This window comes from Pseudomonas folii (assembly GCF_014357575.1).
In the GTDB taxonomy this organism is placed as follows: domain Bacteria; phylum Pseudomonadota; class Gammaproteobacteria; order Pseudomonadales; family Pseudomonadaceae; genus Aquipseudomonas; species Aquipseudomonas folii.
The window spans coordinates 1-22,320 of the sequence record NZ_JACONW010000099.1 but is presented as its reverse complement, the minus strand read 5'-3'; the positions used below and the strand labels follow the sequence as shown (position 1 = coordinate 22,320).

At 59.2% G+C, this 22,320-nt stretch carries 22 protein-coding genes; 9 read left to right on the top strand and 13 right to left on the bottom strand.

Features of this window, described 5'->3' with window-relative positions; genetic code table 11:
• Positions 1-22: 22 nt before the first annotated feature.
• Positions 23-625, bottom strand: coding sequence for a Yip1 family protein (locus H8S59_RS18735; protein WP_187522396.1), 603 nt, complete (start codon positions 623-625; stop codon positions 23-25).
• 303 nt (positions 626-928) lie between these two features.
• Between H8S59_RS18735 and ttcA the strand changes: the two genes are divergently transcribed.
• On the top strand, positions 929-1,753 hold the full coding sequence (gene ttcA / locus H8S59_RS18730; protein ID WP_122665894.1) for a tRNA 2-thiocytidine(32) synthetase TtcA: 825 nt from the start codon (positions 929-931) through the stop codon (positions 1,751-1,753).
• Between the two features lie 126 nt (positions 1,754-1,879).
• Here ttcA and H8S59_RS18725 read toward each other — a convergent pair whose 3' ends face one another.
• Genes H8S59_RS18725 through arsC form a run of 4 tightly spaced genes read right to left on the bottom strand, consistent with a single transcriptional unit; the run spans position 1,880 to position 3,945 of the window.
• Positions 1,880-2,551 carry a DNA-3-methyladenine glycosylase I gene (locus H8S59_RS18725; RefSeq protein ID WP_187522395.1) on the bottom strand — a complete coding sequence of 224 codons (672 nt, stop codon included), beginning with the start codon at positions 2,549-2,551 and terminating at the stop codon, positions 1,880-1,882.
• 29 nt (positions 2,552-2,580) lie between these two features.
• Positions 2,581-2,997: a DUF2069 domain-containing protein gene (locus H8S59_RS18720; protein ID WP_187522394.1), complete on the bottom strand. Its 417-nt coding sequence runs from the start codon at positions 2,995-2,997 to the stop codon at positions 2,581-2,583.
• Entirely contained in the window at positions 2,990-3,595 is a 606-nt protein-coding gene (gene wrbA, locus H8S59_RS18715; RefSeq protein WP_095094980.1) for an NAD(P)H:quinone oxidoreductase, read from the bottom strand. Before wrbA ends, H8S59_RS18720 begins: the two co-directional genes overlap by 8 nt.
• On the bottom strand, positions 3,592-3,945 hold the full coding sequence (arsC, locus tag H8S59_RS18710; protein WP_099270638.1) for an arsenate reductase (glutaredoxin): 354 nt from the start codon (positions 3,943-3,945) through the stop codon (positions 3,592-3,594). Before arsC ends, wrbA begins: the two co-directional genes overlap by 4 nt.
• Positions 3,946-4,061: 116 nt before the next feature.
• Here arsC and H8S59_RS18705 point away from each other — a divergent pair, with 116 nt between their 5' ends.
• Entirely contained in the window at positions 4,062-4,529 is a 468-nt protein-coding gene (locus H8S59_RS18705) for a TlpA family protein disulfide reductase (RefSeq protein ID WP_095094977.1), read from the top strand.
• A 607-nt stretch (positions 4,530-5,136) separates the two neighbouring features.
• Here the strand turns inward: H8S59_RS18705 and H8S59_RS18700 are convergent.
• From H8S59_RS18700 to H8S59_RS18685, 4 genes are all read right to left on the bottom strand, one after another.
• A complete protein-coding gene (locus tag H8S59_RS18700; RefSeq protein WP_187522393.1) occupies positions 5,137-5,541 on the bottom strand; it encodes an META domain-containing protein in 405 nt (134 codons plus the stop codon).
• A complete protein-coding gene (locus tag H8S59_RS18695; RefSeq protein ID WP_087272417.1) occupies positions 5,538-5,975 on the bottom strand; it encodes a hypothetical protein in 438 nt (145 codons plus the stop codon). The genes H8S59_RS18700 and H8S59_RS18695 overlap by 4 nt, the downstream gene beginning before the upstream one ends.
• A 55-nt stretch (positions 5,976-6,030) precedes the next feature.
• On the bottom strand, positions 6,031-7,020 hold the full coding sequence (locus H8S59_RS18690) for a 2-hydroxyacid dehydrogenase (RefSeq protein WP_187522392.1): 990 nt from the start codon (positions 7,018-7,020) through the stop codon (positions 6,031-6,033).
• Between the two features lie 184 nt (positions 7,021-7,204).
• Entirely contained in the window at positions 7,205-9,958 is a 2,754-nt protein-coding gene (locus H8S59_RS18685) for a response regulator (RefSeq protein ID WP_187522391.1), read from the bottom strand.
• A gap of 255 nt (positions 9,959-10,213) precedes the next feature.
• On the opposite strand from H8S59_RS18685, the gene cysM reads away from it, so the two are divergent.
• From cysM to H8S59_RS18660, 5 genes are all read left to right on the top strand, one after another.
• The gene (cysM, locus tag H8S59_RS18680) at positions 10,214-11,116 is read left to right on the top strand and encodes a cysteine synthase CysM (protein ID WP_095094965.1); all 903 of its coding nucleotides are present in this window, start codon (positions 10,214-10,216) and stop codon (positions 11,114-11,116) included.
• The gene (rlmD, locus tag H8S59_RS18675; protein WP_187522390.1) at positions 11,116-12,471 is read left to right on the top strand and encodes a 23S rRNA (uracil(1939)-C(5))-methyltransferase RlmD; all 1,356 of its coding nucleotides are present in this window, start codon (positions 11,116-11,118) and stop codon (positions 12,469-12,471) included. Before cysM ends, rlmD begins: the two co-directional genes overlap by 1 nt.
• 158 nt (positions 12,472-12,629) lie before the next feature.
• The gene (relA, locus tag H8S59_RS18670) at positions 12,630-14,873 is read left to right on the top strand and encodes a GTP diphosphokinase (protein WP_095094959.1); all 2,244 of its coding nucleotides are present in this window, start codon (positions 12,630-12,632) and stop codon (positions 14,871-14,873) included.
• A gap of 120 nt (positions 14,874-14,993) precedes the next feature.
• Positions 14,994-15,827, top strand: a complete 834-nt coding sequence (gene mazG / locus H8S59_RS18665) for a nucleoside triphosphate pyrophosphohydrolase (protein ID WP_187522389.1) — start codon at positions 14,994-14,996, stop codon at positions 15,825-15,827.
• Positions 15,828-15,857: 30 nt separating this feature from the next.
• On the top strand, positions 15,858-16,400 hold the full coding sequence (locus tag H8S59_RS18660) for a DUF2058 domain-containing protein (RefSeq protein ID WP_027899229.1): 543 nt from the start codon (positions 15,858-15,860) through the stop codon (positions 16,398-16,400).
• Positions 16,401-16,483: 83 nt separating this feature from the next.
• On the opposite strand, the gene H8S59_RS18655 is transcribed toward H8S59_RS18660, so the two are convergent.
• The 4 genes from H8S59_RS18655 to purM form a co-directional block, all read right to left on the bottom strand.
• Positions 16,484-16,663, bottom strand: coding sequence for a hypothetical protein (locus H8S59_RS18655; RefSeq protein WP_095094953.1), 180 nt, complete (start codon positions 16,661-16,663; stop codon positions 16,484-16,486).
• Between the two features lie 404 nt (positions 16,664-17,067).
• Positions 17,068-17,781 (bottom strand): DUF3108 domain-containing protein, encoded by a 714-nt coding sequence (locus H8S59_RS18650; RefSeq protein ID WP_027899227.1) that lies wholly within the window; start codon positions 17,779-17,781, stop codon positions 17,068-17,070.
• A gap of 8 nt (positions 17,782-17,789) precedes the next feature.
• On the bottom strand, positions 17,790-18,440 hold the full coding sequence (gene purN / locus H8S59_RS18645) for a phosphoribosylglycinamide formyltransferase (protein WP_095094950.1): 651 nt from the start codon (positions 18,438-18,440) through the stop codon (positions 17,790-17,792).
• Positions 18,440-19,498, bottom strand: coding sequence for a phosphoribosylformylglycinamidine cyclo-ligase (purM, locus tag H8S59_RS18640; protein ID WP_095094947.1), 1,059 nt, complete (start codon positions 19,496-19,498; stop codon positions 18,440-18,442). Before purM ends, purN begins: the two co-directional genes overlap by 1 nt.
• Positions 19,499-19,828: 330 nt before the next feature.
• Between purM and H8S59_RS18635 the strand changes: the two genes are divergently transcribed.
• Together H8S59_RS18635 and H8S59_RS18630 are read left to right on the top strand one after the other, a co-directional pair.
• Complete coding sequence (locus H8S59_RS18635) at positions 19,829-20,923, top strand: DUF2066 domain-containing protein (protein WP_187522388.1); 1,095 nt, start codon at positions 19,829-19,831, stop codon at positions 20,921-20,923.
• Positions 20,924-21,221: 298 nt separating this feature from the next.
• On the top strand, positions 21,222-22,295 hold the full coding sequence (locus H8S59_RS18630) for an AI-2E family transporter (protein WP_095094940.1): 1,074 nt from the start codon (positions 21,222-21,224) through the stop codon (positions 22,293-22,295).
• The last annotated feature ends 25 nt before the right edge of the window (positions 22,296-22,320 follow it).

Sequence of the window (22,320 nt, the reverse complement as noted above, 5' to 3'; positions counted from 1 at the left end):
GCGCTCCTACAGGTACTGGCGTTCAATTGGTGTACTCCGGCCCCACACCAATGCCCCACAGCACCACCGTAAACGCCATGATCGCCACCAGCACCACCAATCCCACTGCCAGTATGGAGCTTGAGAACATGAAGCCTTCATCTGCCGGGATTTTCATGAAGGTCGGCACGCCGACGTACAGCAGGTAAACCGTATAGCAGACGGCTGCCGTGCCGATCATCATGCCTAGCCACATGTGTGGGTAAAGCGCAGCCAGACCGCCGATGAACAGCGGCGTCGCTGTGTAGGTAGCGAAGGCGATACAGCGTGCCAGACTTGGCGTCGCATTATAGGTGCGGGCCATCCAGTGGATGAAACCACTCATGATCGAAACGCCAGCGAGCATGGCGATGTACGACATGATGGTCATCCAGATCGCGCTCTCGTGGGTGAGCATGACCGGCACTCCATCCCCAATCGCCCAGCCCATCTGCGTAGTGCCGATGTACGCCGAAACAGCCGGGATCGCCGCCAGGATCAGCGTATGCGTGAGGTATACGTGGCCGATGCTTTCTTCTTCCTCGCCACGGATGTCCTGCCATTCCCGATCAGGATGGGTAAACAACCCCCAGACATGATGGATCATGTGGAGTACTCCTTCCTTTTATTAAAGACGTGGGACCGGCTTTAGCCGGGAAGAGGCCAGTACAGCCGAGATATTTGTATCGTTAGAAATACTGCTTTCCCGACTAAAGCCGGTCCCACGACCACGCTGTGTTTCAGTATAGGAAGTCTGACCTCCACAAAGAGCAGCCCGTTAGAGCAATTGGCGATCTACACGCCGCTGCTAATACCCTCAGGCAGTAAGCAGCAAGCTTTAGCCCCGCGTCGTATTTATGCGTAAAATACCGGCCTTTTCCCCTTGTCATTGCAACCGGATACCAGCGCCATGGGCACCCTTTCAGTCAATCAGAACAAACTGCAGAAACGCCTGCGTCGCCTGGCAGGTGAAGCCGTGGCCGACTTCAACATGATTGAAGAGGGTGACAAGGTCATGGTCTGTCTGTCCGGCGGCAAAGACAGCTACACCATGCTCGATGTGCTGATGCACCTGCAGAAGGTCGCGCCGATCAAGTTCGATATCGTCGCGGTGAACATGGATCAGAAGCAGCCGGGCTTTCCTGAGCATGTGCTGCCTGCCTACCTGGAAACGCTGGGCATCGAGTATCACATCGTCGAGAAAGACACGTACTCGGTGGTCAAAGAGCTGATCCCCGAGGGCAAGACCACCTGCTCGCTGTGCTCACGTCTGCGTCGCGGCACGCTCTACACCTTTGCCGACGAGATTGGCGCAACGAAAATGGCGCTGGGTCACCACCGTGATGACATCGTCGAAACGTTTTTCCTGAATATGTTCTTCAATGGCTCGTTGAAAGCCATGCCACCGAAACTGCGCGCTGACGATGGGCGCAACGTGGTGATCCGGCCGTTGGCGTATTGCCATGAGAAGGACATTCAGGCTTATTCCGACTTCAAGAATTTCCCGATCATCCCGTGCAACCTGTGTGGTTCTCAGGAAAACCTGCAGCGTCAGGTGGTCAAGGACATGCTTCAGGAGTGGGAACGCAAGACGCCCGGCCGGACTGACAGTATTTTCCGCAGCCTGCAAAATGTCATCCCGTCACAGTTGGCTGACCGCAATCTGTTCGACTTCACCAACCTGCGTATCGACGAAACGGCTGCGTCGCGGTTTGTGAATGTGGTGAATATCTAAAATCACCCGCTTTCACGACGTGGGACCGGCTTTAGCCGGGAAGGCGGCATTCCTGACGATACATATGTTTGGGATGTACCGGCCTCTTCCCGGCTAAAACCGGTCCCACGGTGTCTGCGACAGGACTCAGTGATTCACCGTAAACGCCAGCATCGCTGACAATTGACACAGCGGTCGGCCGCTTTCGCTTTGCCATTGGTTGAACACCTGCTGGACGATGGCCTGATCGCGTTTACTGGTTGGCACTTTGTCGACGATTTTCTGGGCGTTGAGCGCGGCCACCACGTCCCAGGTCGGAATAAAGGTGTCTTTGCCAACCATTCGCAGGAAACGCGGCGCAGACAGTCCGCCCATCTGGTTGCCGTGTTTGGCGAGGTACTGCCAGAGCCCGGTGATGTCGTCCACCGGCCATTGGGCGATGAAGTTACCGAAACTGCCGTGTTCCTTTTCGATGTCCAGCACCAGTTGCGCGTTGCGCGGCACGCTCTTGAGCTTGCCCAGATGGCGAATGATCCGCGCGTCCTGCATCAGCCGCTCAAGATGGTCGGCGCCCATCAGTACGACTTTTTCCGGATCGAAGCGGTAGAAGACTTCCTCGAAGGTCGGCCACTTGGCGTCCACCAGGCTGTGCTTCAAACCGGCGCGGAACACCCGCAGGGCCATGGTCGACAGGTAGCGGTCATCGCCGATGGCTTGCAGTTGTTTAGCGGTCTTGGGAGTCGGCAAATGTGATTCGAGGGCTTTGGCCGAGCCGAAGCGGTTCAGGCAGTACTCATTCAGCCATTTGTAGTCGTGCATTACTGCTCCAGAAAATGATGCGTACAGCCTCAGACTTGGCCTTCGCCTGCAAGTTTACGGTTTCGCTGAAAAGTCCATCTGATGTACAGCAGCGCGCTGACGAACACCGCGAGGCTGGCGAGCATCTCCAACAGGCCGAACAGCGCTCGGTTGGGATCGAACGCCGCCAGCGCACCTTTTATGAAATACAGATTGACCACGAAACACAGCCACGAATAGGCGCGCGGGCTGTCGCTGATAATCCCCGGTGCGAACAACAGCAGCGGTACCAGTTCGATCAGCAGAATCACCCAGGGTCTTGCGCCGTGCAGGTCGGCAATCCACAGGTAATAAATGCTCAGCAGCACGATCAGCCCGAAAAAACTGCTCAGGCTGATCAGGCGGCTGATTTTTGCTCGCGTTTCAAGCCAGTCCAGCGCAGGCAGGACTTTCGGCTTTTTAGCCACGCGACGGGTCCAGCAGCAGGGCGGTTTTCGCCAGACGCTGGCCGAGTGCGCGACACAACTGGGTTTCATGGGGGTCAAGCGGGCGCTTGCCGTCCGGCCCGGCGTGGTGACTGGCGCCATAAGGCGTGCCGCCGCCGCTGGTTTCCACCAGTGCGGATTCACTGTAAGGCAGGCCGGTGATCAGCATGCCGTGGTGCAGCAACGGCAGCAGCATCGACATCAAGGTGGTTTCCTGGCCGCCGTGCAGGCTGGCGGTGGAGGTGAACACGCTGGCCGGTTTGCCCACCAGTGCGCCGGTCAGCCACAGGTTGCTGGTGCCGTCGAGGAAGTATTTGAGCGGTGCAGCCATGTTGCCGAAGCGCGTCGGGCTACCGAGGGCCAGACCGGCGCAATTCTTCAAGTCATCCAGGGTTGCGAACAGCGCACCACTTTCCGGGATGTTCGGCGCCACGGCCTCGCATTCGGTAGAGATCGCGGGCACGGTACGCAAGCGCGCCTCCATACCACCCAGTTCGATACCACGGGCGATCTGCCGGGCCATTTCGCTGGTTGAGCCGTTGCGGCTGTAAAACAGGACCAGGATGTACGGGGTGCTCATGGCAAAAGCTCCAGGACGTTTTCCGGTGGGCGGCCGATGACGGCCTTGTCACCGGCGACCAGAATCGGCCGCTCGATGAGTTTGGGGTGCGCGACCATGGCGTCGATCAATGCGTCGTCGCTCAGGCTTTGGTCGGCCAGGTTGAGGGCTTTGTAATCGTCTTCGCCGGTGCGCAGCAGTTGACGGGCACTGATGCCCAGCTTGTTCAGTACGTCGCGCAATTGCCCGGCGTCGGGCGGGGTTTCCAGGTACAACACGATGGACGGGCTCAGGCCTCGGGCTTGCAGCAGTTCCAGCGCGCCGCGTGATTTGGAGCAGCGCGGGTTGTGATAAAGCGTCAGGTCGGTCATTTGCAGGTCGCATCTGGCGTAAGGTGGCGGCTATTCTACCCGGCATGTAACAGCGGCTAAACACCAAGCGGTGATCGGTCGCAGGTTTGAAGCATTTGATGACTGTGAGGAACAACATGGCGAGGCGATTGGCAGCGGTAGTGGCATTGGTCGGCAGTGTGTTGCTGGCGGGGTGTGGCGTGGATCTGGGTACGGATCAGAATGGTCAGAAAGTTGCCAGCGAGCGTATCGACAAGCATTGGCTGGTGATCAATTACTGGGCTGAATGGTGCGGCCCGTGCCGGGTCGAAATCCCGGAGCTCAATCACCTGTCGGAAGAACTCAAGGATCAGAAGGTGACGGTGCTTGGGGTCAACTTCGACAACTTGCAGGGCGAAGAACTGAAAACCGCCAGCAACGCGCTGGGCATCAAGTTCACGGTGTTGGCTCAGGACCCGGCTGCGCAATATGACCTGCCGCCGAGCGAAGCCTTGCCGGTGACGTACATCATCGATGACAAGGGCAAGATGCGTGAGCAGTTGCTGGGCGAGCAGACCGCAGCCGGTGTGGCGGCGAAGTTGAAGGCGCTGCGCGGGGAGGGGTGAAATCCAATAGGCAGGAAAAACCTCTATCGGCTGCACCATCGCCTCGCGAACAAGTTCGCTCCTACCGATCAGTGCGTGTCAAAGGCCGTTCTGGTAGGAGGCAACTTGTTGGCGAGAGGGCCTGACGCGGTTATTCAGGCAAACCGCCTCGCGAACAAGTTCGCTCCTACCGGGCAGCGGCGTGTCAGGCTGTTCAGGTAGGAGGCAACTTGTTGGCGAGAGGGCGTGACGCGGTTATTCAGGCAAACCGCCTCGCGAACAAGTTCGCTCCTACCGGGCAGCGGCGTGTCAGGCTGTTCAGGTAGGAGGCAACTTGTTGGCGAGAGGGCCTGACGCGGTTATCCAGGCAAACCGCCTCGCGAACAGGTTCGCTCCTACCGGGCAGCGGCGTGTCAGGCTGTTCTGGTAGGAGGCAACTTGTTGGTGAGAGTGCCTGACGCGGTTATTCAGGCACACCGCCTCGCGAACAAGTTCGCTCCTATCGATTAGCGTGTGTCAGGCTGTTCTGGTAGGAGGCAACTTGTTGGCGAGAGGGGCTAACACGGTTCCCCAGGCACGCCACCTCGCGAACAAGTTCGCTCCTACCGGAAATGGTGCAACCCAGGGATCAACCCTCTTCCCAAAACCTCAACGGCTTGCCTTCGGCAGGCCACAGGCGCAGTTGGTCGATGGGGGAAATGTCCCAGCGCTGGACTTTGCCAACCGCTTGCAGGAAGCGCTGTTCTTGCTCCATGAGAGCCGGGGCGCACATTTTGCGGGTGCTGCCGACGGCACCAAACGTGATGGTCTCGTCCTGCAGGGTATACGACGCGAACCAATGGTTGCAGCCTGCATTGCCGTAGGCGCGGCCATCGGCACCCAGGGTCATGGTCAAGTGACTGTTGTCGATCAGCGGACGTTCGCCAATCCACTCCAGCACGTAGCTTTGGTCATGCTTGATCGGCAGCGGTTTTGCCGCGCAGCCGACCAGCAAGGCAGCACCGACGAGTGCTGACAGGGCAACCAGTTTCATGCAGCTTTCTCCTGACACTTCTTGCACAGGTGTTTCTCACCTTCGGATTTCCAGCCCAGCTCGGCAATGCGTGCTGAGGCGGCGGGTTTCTGTGCGGCAACGCCAGCCTTGGCGTCGACCATGAACTCGAAGTCCAGCACCACACCGCAGCTGTCGCAATTGACCTTCCATTGGTGGATGGCCAGTTCGTCGAACACCGGGCCTTTGGCGACGGCGATCCATTGGCCGGGCGGATTGATCAGGTGGCGGACCTTCTCGACCTGCAGGCGCATGTGCAGGGTTTTGCTGCCTTTGATGGTCACCAACAGTTCGTCACGATCGTGAATCGAACCGCCGTTGCCAGTCACCTGGTAGCGGCCCGGTGCCAAGGTGCGGCACTCGGTCAGGGTGTGTTGCGGGTTGAGCATGCTGTAGCGAAAATCGTGTTCGGCCATGAGGTCCTCCAAATTGCGCGCATCCTATCACGCAGTTGTGGCATTTCTCCTCCCGCTAGCTTGCCACCAGATTTTGTGGCTTACCGCTGGCCCAGGCATGAATGTTGTCCAGAGTGGTCTGCGCGATAGCACCCAGGGCTTCGTGGGTCAGAAAAGCCTGATGAGCGGTCACGATCACATTGGGAAACGTCAGCAGACGGGCAAGCACGTCATCTTGCAGCGGGTGGTCGGAACGATCCTCGAAAAACAGCAGCGCTTCTTCTTCGTAGACATCCAGCCCCAGATAACCCAACTGACCGCTTTTCAAGGCTTCGCTCAGGGCCGGGGTGTCGACCAGAGCGCCACGTCCGGTATTGATCAGCATCGCACCGCGCTGCAGGGTCGCCAGCGACTGGGCGTTGATCAAGTGTCTGGTTTGCGGCGTGAGTGGGCAGTGAAGGCTGATGATCTGCGACTGTTTCAGCAGTTCGTCGAGGCTCAGGTAGCGAGCGCCCAGGGTTTCAACGTGTGGATTGGGGAAGGGGTCGTAGGCGAGCAACTCGCAACCGAAGCCCGACATGATTTTGGCGAAGGTTGCGCCAATCTGTCCGGTGCCGATGATGCCGACGGTCTTGCCCACCAGATCGAAGCCGGTCAGGCCATGCAGGCTGAAGTCGCCGTCGCGGGTGCGATTGTAGGCGCGATTCAGACGACGGTTGAGGGCCAGGATCAGGGCGACGGCGTGTTCGGCCACGGCATGGGGTGAATAGGCGGGCACCCGCACAACGCTGAGGCCCAGTTTCTGCGCGGTCGGCAGGTCGACATGGTTGTAGCCGGCTGAACGCAGAGCAATCAGTCGAGTGCCACCGGCAGCCAGACGTTCCAGCACGGGCGCGCTGAGGTCGTCATTGATGAACGCACAGACGACTTCGTGGCCGTCCGCGAGTGCGACGGTCTCCGGAGTGAGGCGAGCAGGCTGGAAATGCAGTTGCAGCGATTCAGGCAGACGCGCGGTAAGGAAGCTATCGCGGTCGTAAGTCTGGCTGCTGAAGATCAGAGTGCGCATCTACGGTTCCTTGTAGTGTTGGAGAGATACCGGATCCTGTAGGAGCTCACGAGCAGCGCGAGGCAGCGATAGCGGTCTGTCTGATAAACAGCCATCGCGGCCTCGCGGTGCTCGTGCGCTCCTACAGTTCTATATTTGGCGCGAGCCAGCGCGGTGCCATGGACCGTGGGCTCAAACCCGTCGATCAGGCACTCACCCGCGCTTCATCAGCCAGGCGTTTGATGGCTGATTCCAGTTCATCCAGAGCATCGTGGACTTGCGGTGCATTTTGCTTGAGTAGCGTTTCGCTGCGTTGACATGCAGCACGTAATTGCGGAACTCCGCAATATCGGGTTGCGCCGTGCAGACGGTGGACACGTTCGATGAGGGCTTCCCGGTCATCGGTTTCACGGGCTGAGCGAATCGCTTCGCGGTCGCCTTCCAGTGATGCCAGCAGCATGGCCAGCATGTCGGCGGCCAGGTCGGGTTTGCCAGCGGCCAGTTTCAAGCCTTCGGCGTGATCGAGCACATGCATATCAGCACTGCGGTGAGTGTTTTCGGTTTGACGCTCCGGTGCCTGATTGCGCAGAGCCAGGCCCGTCCACTTGAGTACCACCTGGGCCAGTTGTCGTTCACTGATGGGCTTGGTCAGGTAATCGTCCATGCCGCTTTGCAACAGCGCACGCTTTTCATTGGCCATGGCGTGGGCGGTCAGCGCGACGATAGGCAGTGACGAGCTCTGACGCTCGGTCTCCCAGACGCGGATCGCTTCGGTGGTCTGACGCCCGTCCATGCCGGGCATTTGCACGTCCATGAGCACCAGGTCGAAAGTCTCGGTCTTCACGGCATGCAGCGCCGCATAGCCGCTGTCGACGGCAGTCACTTCGGCGCCCATGTCTTCCAGCAGGGTTTGCACCAGCAGCAGGTTGGCGGGATTGTCGTCCACACACAGCAGGCGTGGCGGTCGGCTCGACAGAGGTTCGGTGGTATCGCTGCGCTGGGCCACCGGGCTGACCAACTCGCACAGGGCACGGCGCAGTTTACGGGTGCAAGCCGGTTTGGCCTGCAACTGGGTATAAATGTCCGGGACCGCGAGCTGGAATAACGCCTGTTCGGTGGTTGGACACAGCACCAGAACCTTGCAGTCGAGGTTTTCCAGATCCCAGATGTGCTGGCGCAGGCGCTCAGGCGGCAGCTCGTGAGCGGTGATGCCCAATACCGCGAGGCTGATCGCTGCGGGCGTTTGATGCGCCGCAGTGACACCGTTGAGCAGGTTTTCCAGATTGTTGAAAACCAGCGTCTGCAGGCCGCAGTCTTCCAGTTGATGCTCAAGGGCCTGACGCGCCAGATCGTGATGCTCCAGCACCGCGACCCGCAGCCCTTGCAACGGCAGGGCGGGTGCGTCTTCGATATCGTCACGGGCTTTGGGCAAGCGCAGGCTGATCCAGAACTCCGACCCTTCGCCGGGCTCGCTGTCGACGCCGATCTCGCCCCCCATCTGCTCGATCAACCGTTTGGAAATCACCAGACCCAATCCGGTGCCGCCGGGCTGGCGGGACAATGAGTTGTCAGCCTGGCTGAAGGCCTGAAACAAGGCGCGCACGTCCTGGCTGGACAAGCCGATACCGGTGTCCTGCACGCTGATGCGTAACTGAGCGCTGTCTTCGTTTTCGTCTTCGACCATGGCCCGGGCGACGATGGTGCCTTCCCGGGTGAACTTGATCGCGTTGCTGACCAGATTGGTCATGATCTGTTTCAGGCGCAGCGGGTCGCCCAGCAATGACAGCGGCGTGTCGCGGTACACCAGACTGACCAGCTCCAGCTGCTTGGCGTGGGCTGCAGGGGCGAGGATGGTCAGAGTGTCCTGCAGCAGATCACGCAGGTTGAACGGCACATTATCGAGAACCAGTTTGCCGGCTTCGATCTTAGAGAAATCGAGGATTTCGTTAATGATGCCCAGCAGGCTGTCGGCGGATTTTTCGATGGTGCTCAGGTAATCGTACTGACGCGGGGTGAGATCGCTTTTTTGCAGCAAATGGGTAAAGCCGAGAATGCCATTGAGCGGCGTACGGATTTCATGGCTCATGTTGGCCAGGAATTCCGATTTGATCCGGCTGGCTTCCAGCGCTTCTTTGCGCGCCAGGTCCAGCTCGATGTTCTGGATCTCGATGGTTTCCAGGTTCTGCCTTACATCTTCAGTGGCTTGTTCGATGTTGTGTTGCAGTTCTTCCTGGGCGTTTTGCAGCGTGGAGGCCATGCGGTTGATGCCCGAGGCCAGTTCGTCCAGTTCCAGACTGCCCAGCGGTGGCAGACGGGTTTCCAGATTACCGTCCTTGAGCTGGGAGACAGCTTGTTTGATCTGGCTGATGGGGCCGTTGATGGTGCGGCTCATGCGCAGCGCGAGCACTGCGGTCAGGGCTATGCCACCCAGAATCAGCAGCAGGCTGAAAAACATGCTGCGATAACCGCGCAGCAGCGTGCCGCTATGGGTCAGCTCCACTTCGACCCAGCCCAGCAGACGGTCGGCTTCATCAGGAATTATTTCGCCGGTCAGGTGGCGTTCGCGACCGAGCACCGGGAGCAAGTAGCGTGTCGCGTCATTGCCTGTGCGTTGCAGGAGTTTTTTGCCGTTACCCTCGGGGGGCGGGTTGATCATGCTGGGTCCGGCATGGGCCAGCGGTGTCCGGTCCGGGCTGAGAAACGACACCGAACGCACATCGTTCTCTTCCAGTGTCTCGACCGCGATACGCTCAAGCAACGCGCTGTCACTGCGGTCCAGGGCTGGGGCGGCCAGAGGCGCCAGTTCCTCGGCAATCATTTCGCCGCGTTGTAACAACTGCGCCTGCAAGTCATGCAACTGCATCCAGGTGAAATATCCCCCCAGCAGCGTTGCCATGAGAATGGCTGGCACGACGGTCAGCAGCAAGACGCGGCCTTTGATACCCAGCTTTTTCAGCACACTTGTTTCTCCAGCGGGCCAGATGGCCGGTGATGTACACAGGCTTTTAGAGTGGCGATGGCAGGTTGATGTCAGGCAGTGTAGCTATTTAACCGAACGCAATCGCGGCATATTACCCCTACCGGGTGGAGGGTGGCTTGCCTCGCTGATCATGCGTTATTCCATTTGGCGATAAGACCCGCACTTTGCGTGATATGGGCTTTAGGCGTTTGCCGTTATGATAGGCGCCCCCGCAGTCTGGATTGCGAATACGCCATGACCCTGCAGTACCCAACCATTGCCGATTGCGTCGGCAACACCCCGCTTGTGCGCCTGCAGCGCATGGCGGGTCATACCAGCAACACGCTCCTGCTGAAACTGGAGGGGAATAACCCTGCCGGTTCGGTCAAGGATCGTCCTGCGCTGTCGATGATTACCCGTGCCGAACTGCGTGGTCAGATTCATCCTGGTGACACCCTGATCGAAGCGACCTCTGGTAACACTGGCATTGCCCTGGCCATGGCCGCTGCGATCAAGGGTTACAAGATGGTCCTGATCATGCCGGACAACTCCAGTGCCGAGCGCAAGGCGGCGATGACCGCCTATGGCGCCGAGCTGATTCTGGTCAGCAAGGAAGAGGGCATGGAAGGTGCCCGCGACCTGGCCGAGCGGATGCAGCGCGAAGGTCGCGGCAAGGTTCTTGACCAGTTCGCCAATGGCGATAATCCGCAGGCGCACTACACCAGCACCGGCCCCGAAATCTGGCAGCAGACGGGCGGCACGGTCACCCATTTCGTCAGTTCCATGGGGACCACAGGCACCATCATGGGCGTCTCGCGTTACCTGAAAGAACAGAATCCGAATGTGCAGATCGTCGGACTGCAACCGATGGAAGGCGCAGCGATTCCGGGTATTCGTCGTTGGCCGCAAGAGTACCTGCCGCGTATTTATGAAGCTGATCGGGTGGACCGCATCATTGATATGGCCCAGATCGAGGCCGAAGACACCATGCGCCGTCTGGCCCGCGAAGAAGGTATTTTCTGCGGCGTGTCCTCGGGCGGTTCCGTAGCGGGCATGTTGCGTCTGTCCCGTGAAGTCGAAAATGCGGTCATAGTCGCGATCATTTGTGACCGTGGCGACCGTTACTTGTCGACCGGCGTTTACGACGCGCCCAACTGATGGCCAAACATGAAAGAGGCCTGCGCTTCCAGCCAGCAGGCGGTACCCGGGCAACCCAGATCCCGACGGGCAAGAAACAGCGGCTGACCATCGAGCGCCTGGCGAACGACGGACGTGGAATCGCGTTTTTCGAAGGTAAGACCTGGTTCGTTGCGGGCAGCCTTGCCGGCGAAGAAATTGAAGCGCGGGTGCTCAATGCCCACGGCAAGATCGTTGAAGCGCGTACCGAACGTGTGTTTCAGGGCAGCGCGATGCGTCGTCCTGCGCCGTGCGTGCATTTCGGTCGCTGCGGCGGCTGCAGCGTGCAGCATGTGCCCCACACTGAACAGCTCGCCCTGAAACAGCGCATGCTCGCCGAGCAGCTGCAGCGGGTCGCGGGCGTTGAGCCAGAGCAGTGGGCAGCGCCGCTGACCGGTCCGGAGTTCGCCTACCGCAGGCGCGCCCGTGTCGCGGTACGCTGGGACGTCAAGGCGAAACGGCTGGACGTGGGCTTTCGTGCGGCGGCCAGTCAGGACATCGTCGCCATCGACGAATGCCCGGTGCTGGTACAGGCCTTGCAACCGATCATGATGCAGCTGCCGCAGGTGCTGAAAAGCTTCAGCAAGCCTCAGGTGCTGGGGCATGTCGAATTGTTCTGGGGGACGTCGAGCGCTGTACTGGTTCGTCACACCGCGCCACTGGCTGAAAACGATCTGAACAATTTGAAAGCATTTTGCCATACTCATGACGCACAACTATGGTTGCATGGGGACGGTGATCCGCAACCGGTAGACGCTTCGCAATCCCTGGGCTATCGATTGGAGCCTTGGAACCTGGAGCTGGCGTACCGGCCGGGAGATTTCATTCAGGTCAACGCGGCGGTCAACACCGCGATGATCGAACAGGCGCTGGAGTGGTTGGCACCTCAGGCCGATGAGCGGGTACTGGATCTGTTTTGCGGGCTGGGCAATTTTGCCCTGCCACTGGCGAAAACGGTCAAAGAGGTGGTGGCGGTCGAAGGGGTTGCGACCATGGTCGAGCGTGCCACCGGCAATGCAATGAGTAATGATCTACACAACGTGGCATTTTTCCAGGCGGATCTTTCGCAGCCCCTGGACAAGGCGGAATGGGCAGCGCAAGGCTTTACTGCGGTGCTGTTGGACCCGCCGCGTGACGGTGCTTTTGAAGTGGTGCGCAAGCTGAAGACATTAGGCGCCCGCCGGTTACTTTATGTTTCATGTAATCCGGCAACTTTGGCTCGTGACACTGTCGAATTGCTCAGTCAGGGCTACAGATTAAAACGTGCCGGTATCCTCGATATGTTTCCACAGACGGCACATGTCGAGGCGATGGCGTTATTTGAAGCGAGTAAGTAAGCAGCGGCCCAGGGAATCGAGTCGGCTGTTTACACGGAGTCTCGTTTAATCCGACTGACCCGCGGACACCAGTCCTCGCTTGCCCGGTGAGGAGTGTTCGCTCAAGAAGGTCAGCGACTGTAGGCGCTATTCATCGCGCCTTAGGGAAGGTAAGCAACATGGTACAGGTGAGAGCACACCAGCCGATAAACACAGACGGCAGTATCAATCTCGACGCGTGGCTTGATCATGTGGTCAGCGTCGACCTCATAGTGGACCGACAGGCGCTGAAAGAGGCCTGTGAATTTGTTCGGCAAGCCGAGCAGCAGGACAACGCAGCGAAGAATCTCTGGGCCGAAGGCACGTCCAGTTTCCACACGGGACTGGAAATCGCCGAGATTCTTGCGGACCTCAAGCTGGACCAGGATTCGCTGGTTGCAGCGGTTTTGTACCGGGGCGTGCGCGAAGGCAAGATTCCTTTGCCGGATGTCGAGCAGCGTTTCGGCGCAACCGTCGCCCGCCTGATCGATGGCGTACTGCGCATGGCAGCCATCAGCGCCAGCCTCAGCCCGCGCCAGTCGCTGGTATTGGGCACTCAGGTGCAGGTGGAAAACCTGCGCAAGATGCTGGTGGCGATGGTCGACGACGTTCGCGTCGCGTTGATCAAGCTGGCTGAGCGCACCTGCGCAATCCGTGCAGTGAAGAATGCCGACGAAGAAAAACGCAATCGCGTGGCGCGTGAAGTCTTCGATATCTACGCGCCGCTGGCCCACCGCCTGGGCATCGGCCATATCAAATGGGAGCTGGAGGACTTGTCCTTCCGCTACCTGGAGCCTGAGCAATACAAGCAGATCGCCAAGTTGCTGCATGAGCGTCGCCTTGATCGCGAGCGTTTCATCAGCGAAGTGATGTCGCAACTGGACAACGAACTGCTGGCCACCGGCGTCAAAGCCGACATCAGTGGCCGGGCCAAACACATCTATTCCATCTGGCGCAAAATGCAGCGCAAAGGTCTGGATTTCAGCCAGATCTACGACGTTCGCGCTGTTCGCGTGCTGGTTCCGGAAATGCGCGACTGCTACACCGCGCTGGGTATCGTGCACACCTTGTGGCGACACATTCCCAAGGAGTTCGACGACTACATCGCCAACCCCAAGGAAAACGGCTATCGCTCGTTGCACACTGCGGTCATCGGGCCGGAAGGCAAGGTGCTGGAAGTACAGATCCGCACCCATGCCATGCACGAAGAAGCCGAGCTGGGGGTTTGTGCGCACTGGCGCTACAAGGGCACCGACGTCAAATCCGGATCCAATCACTACGAGGAGAAAATCTCCTGGCTGCGTCAGGTGCTGGAATGGCACGAAGAACTGGGCGATATCGGCGGGCTGGCTGAACAGCTGCGCGTAGATATCGAGCCGGATCGCGTCTATGTCTTCACGCCGGACGGCCACGCCATTGACTTGCCCAAGGGCGCTACCCCGCTGGACTTCGCTTATCGGGTACACACCGAAATCGGCCATAACTGCCGGGGCGCGAAGATCAACGGGCGGATCGTACCGCTCAACTACAGTCTGCAGACCGGTGAGCAGGTCGAGATCATCACCAGCAAGCAAGGCACGCCGAGCCGCGACTGGCTGAACTCGAACCTGGGTTACATCACCACTTCCCGGGCGCGGGCGAAGATCGTTCACTGGTTCAAATTGCAGGCGCGTGACCAGAACGTTGCGGCCGGTCGAACCTTGCTTGAACGGGAACTGGCGCGTCTGGCGCTGCCGGCGGTGGATCACGAGCGGTTGGCGGAAAAAGCCAACATGCGTGCCGCCGACGACATGTATGCGGCATTGGGTGCGGGCGATCTGCGTCTGACTCAACTGGTCAATCTGGCGCAACAACTGGTCGAGCCGGAGCGCGGCAACGAGCAACTGGAACTGATTCCGCGTAAAGCCACTGGCTACAAGCCTGGCAAGCGCGGCGACATTCAGATTCAGGGCGTCGGCAACCTGATGACGCAGATGGCGGGTTGCTGCCAGCCACTGCCGGGCGATGCCATCGTTGGCTATATCACTCAAGGCCGTGGCGTGAGCATTCACCGTCAGGACTGCGCCTCGGTACTGCAGTTGGGCGGTCGCGAGCCGGAGCGGATCATTCAGGTCAGTTGGGGGCCGGTGCCGGTGCTCACCTATCCGGTGGACATCATCATCCGCGCCTACGACCGTTCCGGTCTGCTGCGTGACGTGTCCCAGATCCTGCTCAACGAGCGGATCAACGTACTGGCGGTCAACACCCGCTCGAACAAGGAAGACAACACTGCATTGATGTCGCTGACCATCGAGATTCCAGGGCTGGATGCTTTGGGCCGATTGTTGGGGCGGATCTCGCAATTGCCGAACATTATCGAGACGCGGCGAAATAGAACGCCGTAATCGTACTTGCACCGGTAGGAGCGAACTTGTTCGCGAGGCGGTGGACCTGTGTATTCAGGAAGGTCGCCTCGCGAACAAGTTCGCTCCTACCGGTGGCAATACGACTGAATTGGGGCCTCTATGTACACACTCCAGGATCTGCTCCACCTCATGGCCCGTCTGCGTGACCCGAAATACGGTTGCCCGTGGGACGTGCAGCAGAATTACGCCAGCATTGTGCCGCACACCCTTGAAGAGGCTTACGAAGTGGCCGACGCCATTGAGCGCGGTGACTTCGATGATCTCAAGGGCGAGTTGGGTGATTTGCTGTTTCAGGTGGTGTACTACAGCCAACTGGCCAGGGAAGAAGGGCGATTCGAATTTGACGGCGTGATCGACGGCATCACGCGCAAACTGATTCGTCGTCACCCTCATGTTTTTCCTACCGGCGATTTGTATGCGCCGCTGGAAACCCCGCGCCTGAACGACGAAGAGGTCAAGCAGCGCTGGGAGGAGATCAAGGCTCAGGAGCGTGCCGGTAAGGCCAGGGCTCCCGAGCAATTGTCACTGCTTGATGACGTCCCCGCCGTGTTGCCTGCATTGTCTCGTGCCGCCAAGTTGCAAAAACGTGCGTCGCAGGTAGGTTTCGACTGGCCTTCAGCCTTGCCCGTGGTCGACAATGTCCGCGAAGAGCTCGATGAAGTGTTGGAGGCCATGGCTGACAACGACGCTGCGGGTATCGAAGAAGAGGTCGGTGATCTGTTGTTCGCAGCAGTGAATCTGGCTCGGCATCTCAAGGTCGATCCTGAAAATGCCCTGCGCGCTGCCAATCGCAAATTCGAGCGCCGCTTCCGATTTATCGAACAGGCATTGCGCGACACCCAGCGTCCCATGGAAGATTGCACCCTCGAAGAAATGGACGCTCTGTGGGGCGAAGCCAAACGTCAGGAAAAGAACGCGCCCAGCTGTGGCTGAGCCCGCTGCATCTGCATAAGTGAGTAGAGAATGAGCATTTCCCTTCGCGATCAGTTACTCAAGGCAGGCCTGGTCAACCAGAAGCAGGCCAAACAGGTCAGCAAAGACAAGCAGAAAGAACAGCGCCTGGCCCACAAAGGCCAGATCGAAATCGACGACTCGCAAAAGCGTGCCGCTCAGGAAGCCGCGGCCGAGAAGGTCAAGCGCGATCAGGAGCTCAATCGCCAGCAGCAGGAGAAGGTCGAGCAGAAGGCCCGCGCCGCTCAGGTCAAGCAATTGATCGAATCGTCGCGCCTGCCCAAGCTGACCACCGAGGACTACTACAACTTCGTCGATGACAAGAAGGTCAAGCGCCTGTCGGTCAACAACCTGATGCGCAGCAAGCTGAGCAATGGCTCGCTGGCGATCGTCAGTCATGGTGGGGGTTATGAAGTGATTCCCCGTGAGGCGGCGCTGAAGATTCAGGAGCGCGACCCACGTCGCATCGTGATGCTCAGCGAACCGACTGAGGAGAAAGCCGACGGCGATGATCCGTACGCGGCTTACAAGATCCCTGATGATCTGATGTGGTGATTTAAGTCATACCCAAACAAAACCCGCCAAGTGCGGGTTTTGTTTTTTAAGCGATTCTGCCTGCCATCCGTCATGAAGGCGGATTACTGGCTGCGTTGATTTTCCTGTGCTTCGAGTTCCATCTTGTAGCGCTGCGCATCGGACTCTATATGAAACATGCCAACCAGCTGATCCTGCTGGTAAACGTCCCAGATTTGAATGCCATCGGCAATGCTTTCGTGGGAGATATGGGCGTCATCGCGTTCAGTTACGGTTACGGTCATGATTCAAACTCCTGACTTGGACTGCGGCGATCTGTCGCAGGCCTCAGTTATAGAATTTGTTAGCTGACTACGTAAATAGTTGGTTTTTTTCATGTTCGGTTGCGGCAGCGGGCGGGATGCTGGAGGCCTTGATTTATGAGGGCTACAGCGGGTCTGTCAGGTAAATGAAGATTATTTCATGTGGTGCTCGGTGGTCCAGACTGAGAGCGATTACCTGTGGGAGCGGTGCTTGCCCGCGATAAGGCTGGACGCGATTCACTTTAGATCGCGTCCAGCCTTATCGTCGGAATGCCGCCCAGACCAAGCACCGCTCCCACAAGGATCGCATTCCAAAGTTGGCACGAGGCCATCCACAAAAAAGCCCCGCTCAATGGCGGGGCTTTTTGATTGCAGTCGGGCGGCTATCAGCTGCCTTTGACCGCTTTGCCATTCACCGTGCCGTCCAGCAGCATGATGTTGTATTCCTTGCCGTCGGTTTCCACCTGTTGCAGGCGAACCAGCAGGTAGTCCCAGTCCTTGGCGAACCAGAGCACGGTAATACGCTTGCTTTGGGTCGGGTCGCGCACGCGCTCGACCTTGATGGCGTCGATCTGGCCAGCCTTGGTGGCGACCTTCTCGGAGCCCAGCACGCGGAAGTCGTAGGTATCAATTTCGTCACCGTCGACGACTTGATAGGTCATGGTCTTCTTGCCAGCGGCCACATCGTGCTGCAGGGCCAACTGGTAAGTGGATTTGTCCAGAACACCACGGTTAAGCGGCAGCTTGACGGCGTCGCCGCGATCCGTGCCGGTGATGAACTTGGTGGACCAGTCAAACGCCAGGTCAACTTTCTTGGATTTGCCCAGACCGCCACGCTCGAAGTTGTAGGTCTGCGGCAGCATGGTGTCCTTGTCGACCTTCAGCGTGCTGACTTCACTCAGGCTGGCGATCATCATGGACGCTTTGAAATTCAGGGTCCAGACACCGTTCGGGCCGGAGGTCAGGCTACGTTCAGCTGTGCCGCTCATGGGCAGCTGTTTCCAGTCGGCGGTGTAGCTGGCGGAGAAGGGTTGCAGGTCTGCGGCCTGGGTGGCAGGCAATGCGAGCAGAGCGAAAGCGAACAGCAAAGCGCGACGCATAATATCTCCTAGGTTCGAATCAAGTGGCCATTGGCGGCGATCAACTGCCCGTCCAATAATGCGCCTTCTGCGCCAAGGCTCAAGCGGCCCTCGGCAAACCAGCGAATAGCCAGTGGGTAGATGTGGTGTTCCTGAACATGAACACGCTGGGCAAGGGTGCCCGGCGTATCGTCGGGCTCCACCGAAATCACTGATTGTACGACCAGTGGTCCACCGTCGAGTTCCTCGGTGACGAAGTGCACGGTACAGCCATGCTCGGCGTCGCCAGCATCCAGCACCCGTTGGTGGGTGTGCAAGCCTTTATAGAGAGGAAGCAGGGAAGGGTGGATGTTCAGCAGGCGTCCTTGATAGTGCCGGACGAAGCCCGCAGTCAGGATGCGCATGAAGCCGGCGAGGACAACCAGCTTCGGCTGATAGGTGTCGATCACTTCGATCAGCGCGGCATCGAATGCCTCGCGACCGTCGTAATCCTTGTGATCGAGAACGCAGGTATCGATACCTGCGTCTCTGGCGCGCTGCAAACCGAAGGCATCGGCGCGGTTGGAAATCACCGCGCGGATGCGGGCGGGGTGATCACCGCCCTTGAAACTGTCGATCATGGCTTGCAGGTTGCCGCCGGTGCCGGACAGCAGCACCACTACATCGCAGGTTGCAGGCATCAGTGCGCCTTGAGGTTTTTCAGCTCGACTTGCGCAGCGCCTTCGGCAGCCGTGGCGATCTGGCCGATCACCCAAGGCTGCTCGCCGGCTTCGCGCAGTACGTTCAGTGCGGTTTCAACGTGCTCTTGAGCAACGCAGATAACCATGCCAACGCCGCAGTTCAGCACGCGGTGCATTTCGTTTTCAGCGACGTTGCCTTGCTGCTGCAGCCAGTCGAATACGGCTGGACGCTGCCAGCTCGCCACGTCGACGACCGCCTGGGCACCAGCGGGCAGAACGCGGGGGATGTTGTCCAGCAGACCGCCGCCAGTGATGTGGGCCATGGCTTTGACAGCGCCAGTGTCCTTGATCAGCTTGAGCAGAGGTTTGACGTAGATGCGGGTTGGCGCCATCAGCAGTTCGGTCAGCGGCTTGCCGTCCAGCTGGATGGTTTCAATGTCGGCACCGGCGACTTCGATGATCTTGCGGATCAGCGAGTAACCGTTGGAGTGCGGGCCGGAAGACGGCAGGGCGAGCAGAGCATCACCGGCAGCGACTTTCGAACCGTCGATGATCTCGGCCTTTTCCACGACGCCGACGCAGAAGCCGGCCAGGTCGTAGTCTTCGCCTTCGTACATGCCCGGCATTTCAGCGGTTTCGCCGCCCACCAGCGAGCAGCCCGCCAGTTCACAGCCAGCGCCGATGCCGGTGACCACGTCAGCAGCGGTGTCGACGTTGAGTTTGCCGGTGGCGTAGTAGTCCAGGAAGAACAGCGGCTCTGCGCCGCAAACCACCAGGTCGTTGACGCACATGGCGACCAGATCAATGCCGATGGTGTCGTGCTTGTTCAGGTTCAGCGCCAGACGCAGTTTGGTGCCAACGCCGTCGGTGCCGGAAACCAGTACAGGCTGCTTGTAGCCAGCCGGGATTTCGCAGAGGGCGCCGAAGCCACCCAGGCCGCCCATGACTTCCGGCCGCTTGGTGCGCTTGGCGACGCTCTTGATGCGTTCGACCAATGCTTCACCGGCGTCGATGTCTACACCGGCGTCTTTGTAGCTCAGGGAGGGTTGCTTGCTCATAATCCAGGCCTTTAGGGGGGATTCGGGGGATCGACCGAAACAGCGGGGCCGCTGAAAGCTGTGTCCAGTTTTCGGGCCGCCACCGTCGCCAGTCTGCGAAGGCGCGCGATTTTATCAGGCTTGGGCCTTACCGGCCATCCTTAGGCCGACGGGCTGGCGCATTGAAAGCAAAAAAACCGGTATGTCTGTGTACTGGTTGATTCGATGCCGCCCCTATAAGGTGTAGCCTTTATCTGTATTGTGAATGTTCACCTGCATGTTGCGGTCTCACTCACGCCAGTCATTTCGATGCGGTTCTTTAATTGCCGCTTTTCCGTTCGGGAACTGTCCATGCGTCTTTCGAATCTGTTTTTTGCCGGCTGCCTGTCACTGCTCAGTCTGCCGTCCTTCGCTGAAACTGTTAATAATCTTTATCAAGTCCGCGAGCCTGTCAGTGGCCAGACCCCTGACGAGCGCACGCGTGCGACCCAGGCTGCACTGGAAACCATGGTCCTGCGCCTGACCGGTGATGCTCGTGCTCCGCAGAGTTCGTCGCTGGCCGAGTTGCGCAAGGATCCTCAGCAGGTCATCAGTCAATACGGCTACGACGCCGGACCTCCGGAAACCTTGCTGGTGGATTTCGACCCGGCCAGCACTGATCGTGCATTGCGTCAGGCCGGTTATTCGCTGTGGGGCAGCAATCGGCCGACTATCCTTGGTTGGTGGCTGAATGACGCAACCGAAGGTTCCAATCTGGTCGGCGACGGTCAGGCGTCTGCCGAACCCTTGCGGCGTGCGGCCCAGCACCGTGCGTTGCCATTGCGTCTGCCCCTGGCGGATCTCGAAGAGCAGGGCGTAGGCACCGCGAAAAATATTGAAGGCACTGATCCCACTGCGTTGAAGCAGGCTTCAGAGCGTTACGGCGCGGATGCCTTGTTGGCCGTACACGCCAAGGAAGAGGCCGGACAATGGCAGGGCAAATGGCGGTTATGGATGGGCGACAAGCGCGAGCAGGGCACCGCGACGGCTGCCAGCTCCGAGGCCCTGGCTGACGCTGTGTTGCTGGCCGTCAGCGAACGACTGGCGCCGCGCTTCGTGACCAAGCCAGGCGCTTCCAGCGGATTGCTGATGCAGGTACAAGGCATGAATCTGGAACGCTATGCGCAACTGATGGCGTTACTCGAACCGTTCGGCGCGCGTCTGAAACGGGTTGAAGGCGATCGCATCGTTTATGAAGTGAACGGCAGTGCAGAGCAACTGCGTTCGCAACTGTCGCTGGCCAAGTTGCAGGAAATACCCGCAGCCGAGGCAACTGTGGCGCCAACTGCACCTGCCGCTGCACCTGGGCAGGCTGCACCGGCACCGGTTGACGCTGCAGGAGCGGTTAAGGCTCCCGGGCCGACAATCGTGCCAACGGCAGCACTGCAGATTTACTTCCGCTGGTGACTTATCGCCGCGGCAAGCTGTCGGTTACGAGCGCGAGACTGGATCTGTAGGAGCGAGCGGGCTGCGCTCCAACTTGCCCGCGAAGTGATTTGGAATGTTTTTCTGTAGGAGCTGCCGAAGGCTGCGAAGCATTTCTCCTGACGCACCGCGATCGCAGCCTTCGGCAGCTCCTACAGGTCCTGTGTTTGCCGCGTGACAGCGGTTTGTTATGGATGCATCTGTGGGATCAACCGGGAATTGTATTGGCAGGCCAACGTAGATTCTCCAACGGGCTTTTTATAGTAGTCGAGGGACTTTGATGACTGACACACGGCGCTGGTTCTGGATTGGCGGGGTTGTTCTGCTGTTCCTGTTTGTATTCTTGCTGCACGGGATCCTGACCCCTTTTCTGGTGGCGCTGTTGTTGGCTTACATGGGCGACCCGCTGACCGACAAGCTGGAGAAGATGGGGCTGTCGCGGACGTTGAGCGTGGTGGCCGTGTTTGGTCTCTTTACGCTGATCCTGATGGGCTTGTTGCTGGTGCTGGTACCGATGCTCGCCAAGCAGTTGTTCCGTCTGTATGAGCTGGCGCCGCAAATACTGGACTGGTTGCAGCACACCGCTTTGCCATGGGTGCAGACCAAGTTCGGTCTGGCCGACGGCTTCTGGAAGTTCGACAAGGTCAAGGCGGCCATTTCCGAGCACATGGGCCAGACCGGCGATATCGTCAGCGCTGTATTGTCCAGGGCGACGGCCTCCAGCCTTGCGCTGATCGGTTGGGTGACCAATCTGGTGCTGATCCCCGTGGTGTGTTTCTACCTGCTGCGGGACTGGGACGTGATGATGGCCAAGATTCGTGGCCTGTTGCCGCGCCATCGTGAAGAGCAGATCGTCAAGCTGGCGGGCGAATGTCATGAGGTGCTGGGGGCGTTCATTCGCGGCCAGTTGCTGGTGATGGTTGGTCTGGGCGTGATCTACGCCGCGGGCTTGATGCTGGTGGGGCTGGAGTTGGGTCTGTTGATCGGGGTGATCGCCGGTCTGGCCGCCATCGTGCCTTACATGGGCTTCGTGATCGGTATCGGCGCAGCGCTGGTGGCCGGGTTGTTCCAGTTTGGCGGCGATCTGTACCCGCTGCTGGGCATCGCGGCAGTGTTCATGGTCGGTCAGGCGCTTGAAGGCATGGTGCTCACCCCACTGCTGGTCGGTGATCGGATCGGCCTGCATCCGGTGGCGGTGATCTTCGCGATACTGGCGGGCGGCGAGTTGTTCGGCTTCACCGGCATCCTGCTGGCGCTGCCGGTGGCAGCGGTGATCATGGTCCTGGTCCGCCATGCGCATGACGTCTATAAAGAGTCGGATGTTTACGGCGGGGCGGAAGATCCGGAGTTGTAGAAAGCGACTGGCTCTTGCAAGTGGT

What these genes read in the sequence shown, in the direction of transcription:
- relA (WP_095094959.1), top strand. Translation starts at nt 12,630, where the DNA reads ATGGTACAGGTGAGAGCACACCAGCCGATAAACACAGACGGCAGTATC.
- H8S59_RS18700 (WP_187522393.1), bottom strand. Translation starts at nt 5,541, where the DNA reads ATGAAACTGGTTGCCCTGTCAGCACTCGTCGGTGCTGCCTTGCTGGTC.
- cysM (WP_095094965.1), top strand. Translation starts at nt 10,214, where the DNA reads ATGACCCTGCAGTACCCAACCATTGCCGATTGCGTCGGCAACACCCCG.
- purN (WP_095094950.1), bottom strand. Translation starts at nt 18,440, where the DNA reads ATGCCTGCAACCTGCGATGTAGTGGTGCTGCTGTCCGGCACCGGCGGC.
- purM (WP_095094947.1), bottom strand. Translation starts at nt 19,498, where the DNA reads ATGAGCAAGCAACCCTCCCTGAGCTACAAAGACGCCGGTGTAGACATC.
- H8S59_RS18635 (WP_187522388.1), top strand. Translation starts at nt 19,829, where the DNA reads ATGCGTCTTTCGAATCTGTTTTTTGCCGGCTGCCTGTCACTGCTCAGT.
- H8S59_RS18660 (WP_027899229.1), top strand. Translation starts at nt 15,858, where the DNA reads ATGAGCATTTCCCTTCGCGATCAGTTACTCAAGGCAGGCCTGGTCAAC.
- H8S59_RS18725 (WP_187522395.1), bottom strand. Translation starts at nt 2,551, where the DNA reads ATGCACGACTACAAATGGCTGAATGAGTACTGCCTGAACCGCTTCGGC.
- H8S59_RS18695 (WP_087272417.1), bottom strand. Translation starts at nt 5,975, where the DNA reads ATGGCCGAACACGATTTTCGCTACAGCATGCTCAACCCGCAACACACC.
- H8S59_RS18630 (WP_095094940.1), top strand. Translation starts at nt 21,222, where the DNA reads ATGACTGACACACGGCGCTGGTTCTGGATTGGCGGGGTTGTTCTGCTG.
- H8S59_RS18735 (WP_187522396.1), bottom strand. Translation starts at nt 625, where the DNA reads ATGATCCATCATGTCTGGGGGTTGTTTACCCATCCTGATCGGGAATGG.
- arsC (WP_099270638.1), bottom strand. Translation starts at nt 3,945, where the DNA reads ATGACCGACCTGACGCTTTATCACAACCCGCGCTGCTCCAAATCACGC.
- H8S59_RS18690 (WP_187522392.1), bottom strand. Translation starts at nt 7,020, where the DNA reads ATGCGCACTCTGATCTTCAGCAGCCAGACTTACGACCGCGATAGCTTC.
- ttcA (WP_122665894.1), top strand. Translation starts at nt 929, where the DNA reads ATGGGCACCCTTTCAGTCAATCAGAACAAACTGCAGAAACGCCTGCGT.
- H8S59_RS18705 (WP_095094977.1), top strand. Translation starts at nt 4,062, where the DNA reads ATGGCGAGGCGATTGGCAGCGGTAGTGGCATTGGTCGGCAGTGTGTTG.
- H8S59_RS18650 (WP_027899227.1), bottom strand. Translation starts at nt 17,781, where the DNA reads ATGCGTCGCGCTTTGCTGTTCGCTTTCGCTCTGCTCGCATTGCCTGCC.
- mazG (WP_187522389.1), top strand. Translation starts at nt 14,994, where the DNA reads ATGTACACACTCCAGGATCTGCTCCACCTCATGGCCCGTCTGCGTGAC.
- rlmD (WP_187522390.1), top strand. Translation starts at nt 11,116, where the DNA reads ATGGCCAAACATGAAAGAGGCCTGCGCTTCCAGCCAGCAGGCGGTACC.
- H8S59_RS18655 (WP_095094953.1), bottom strand. Translation starts at nt 16,663, where the DNA reads ATGACCGTAACCGTAACTGAACGCGATGACGCCCATATCTCCCACGAA.
- wrbA (WP_095094980.1), bottom strand. Translation starts at nt 3,595, where the DNA reads ATGAGCACCCCGTACATCCTGGTCCTGTTTTACAGCCGCAACGGCTCA.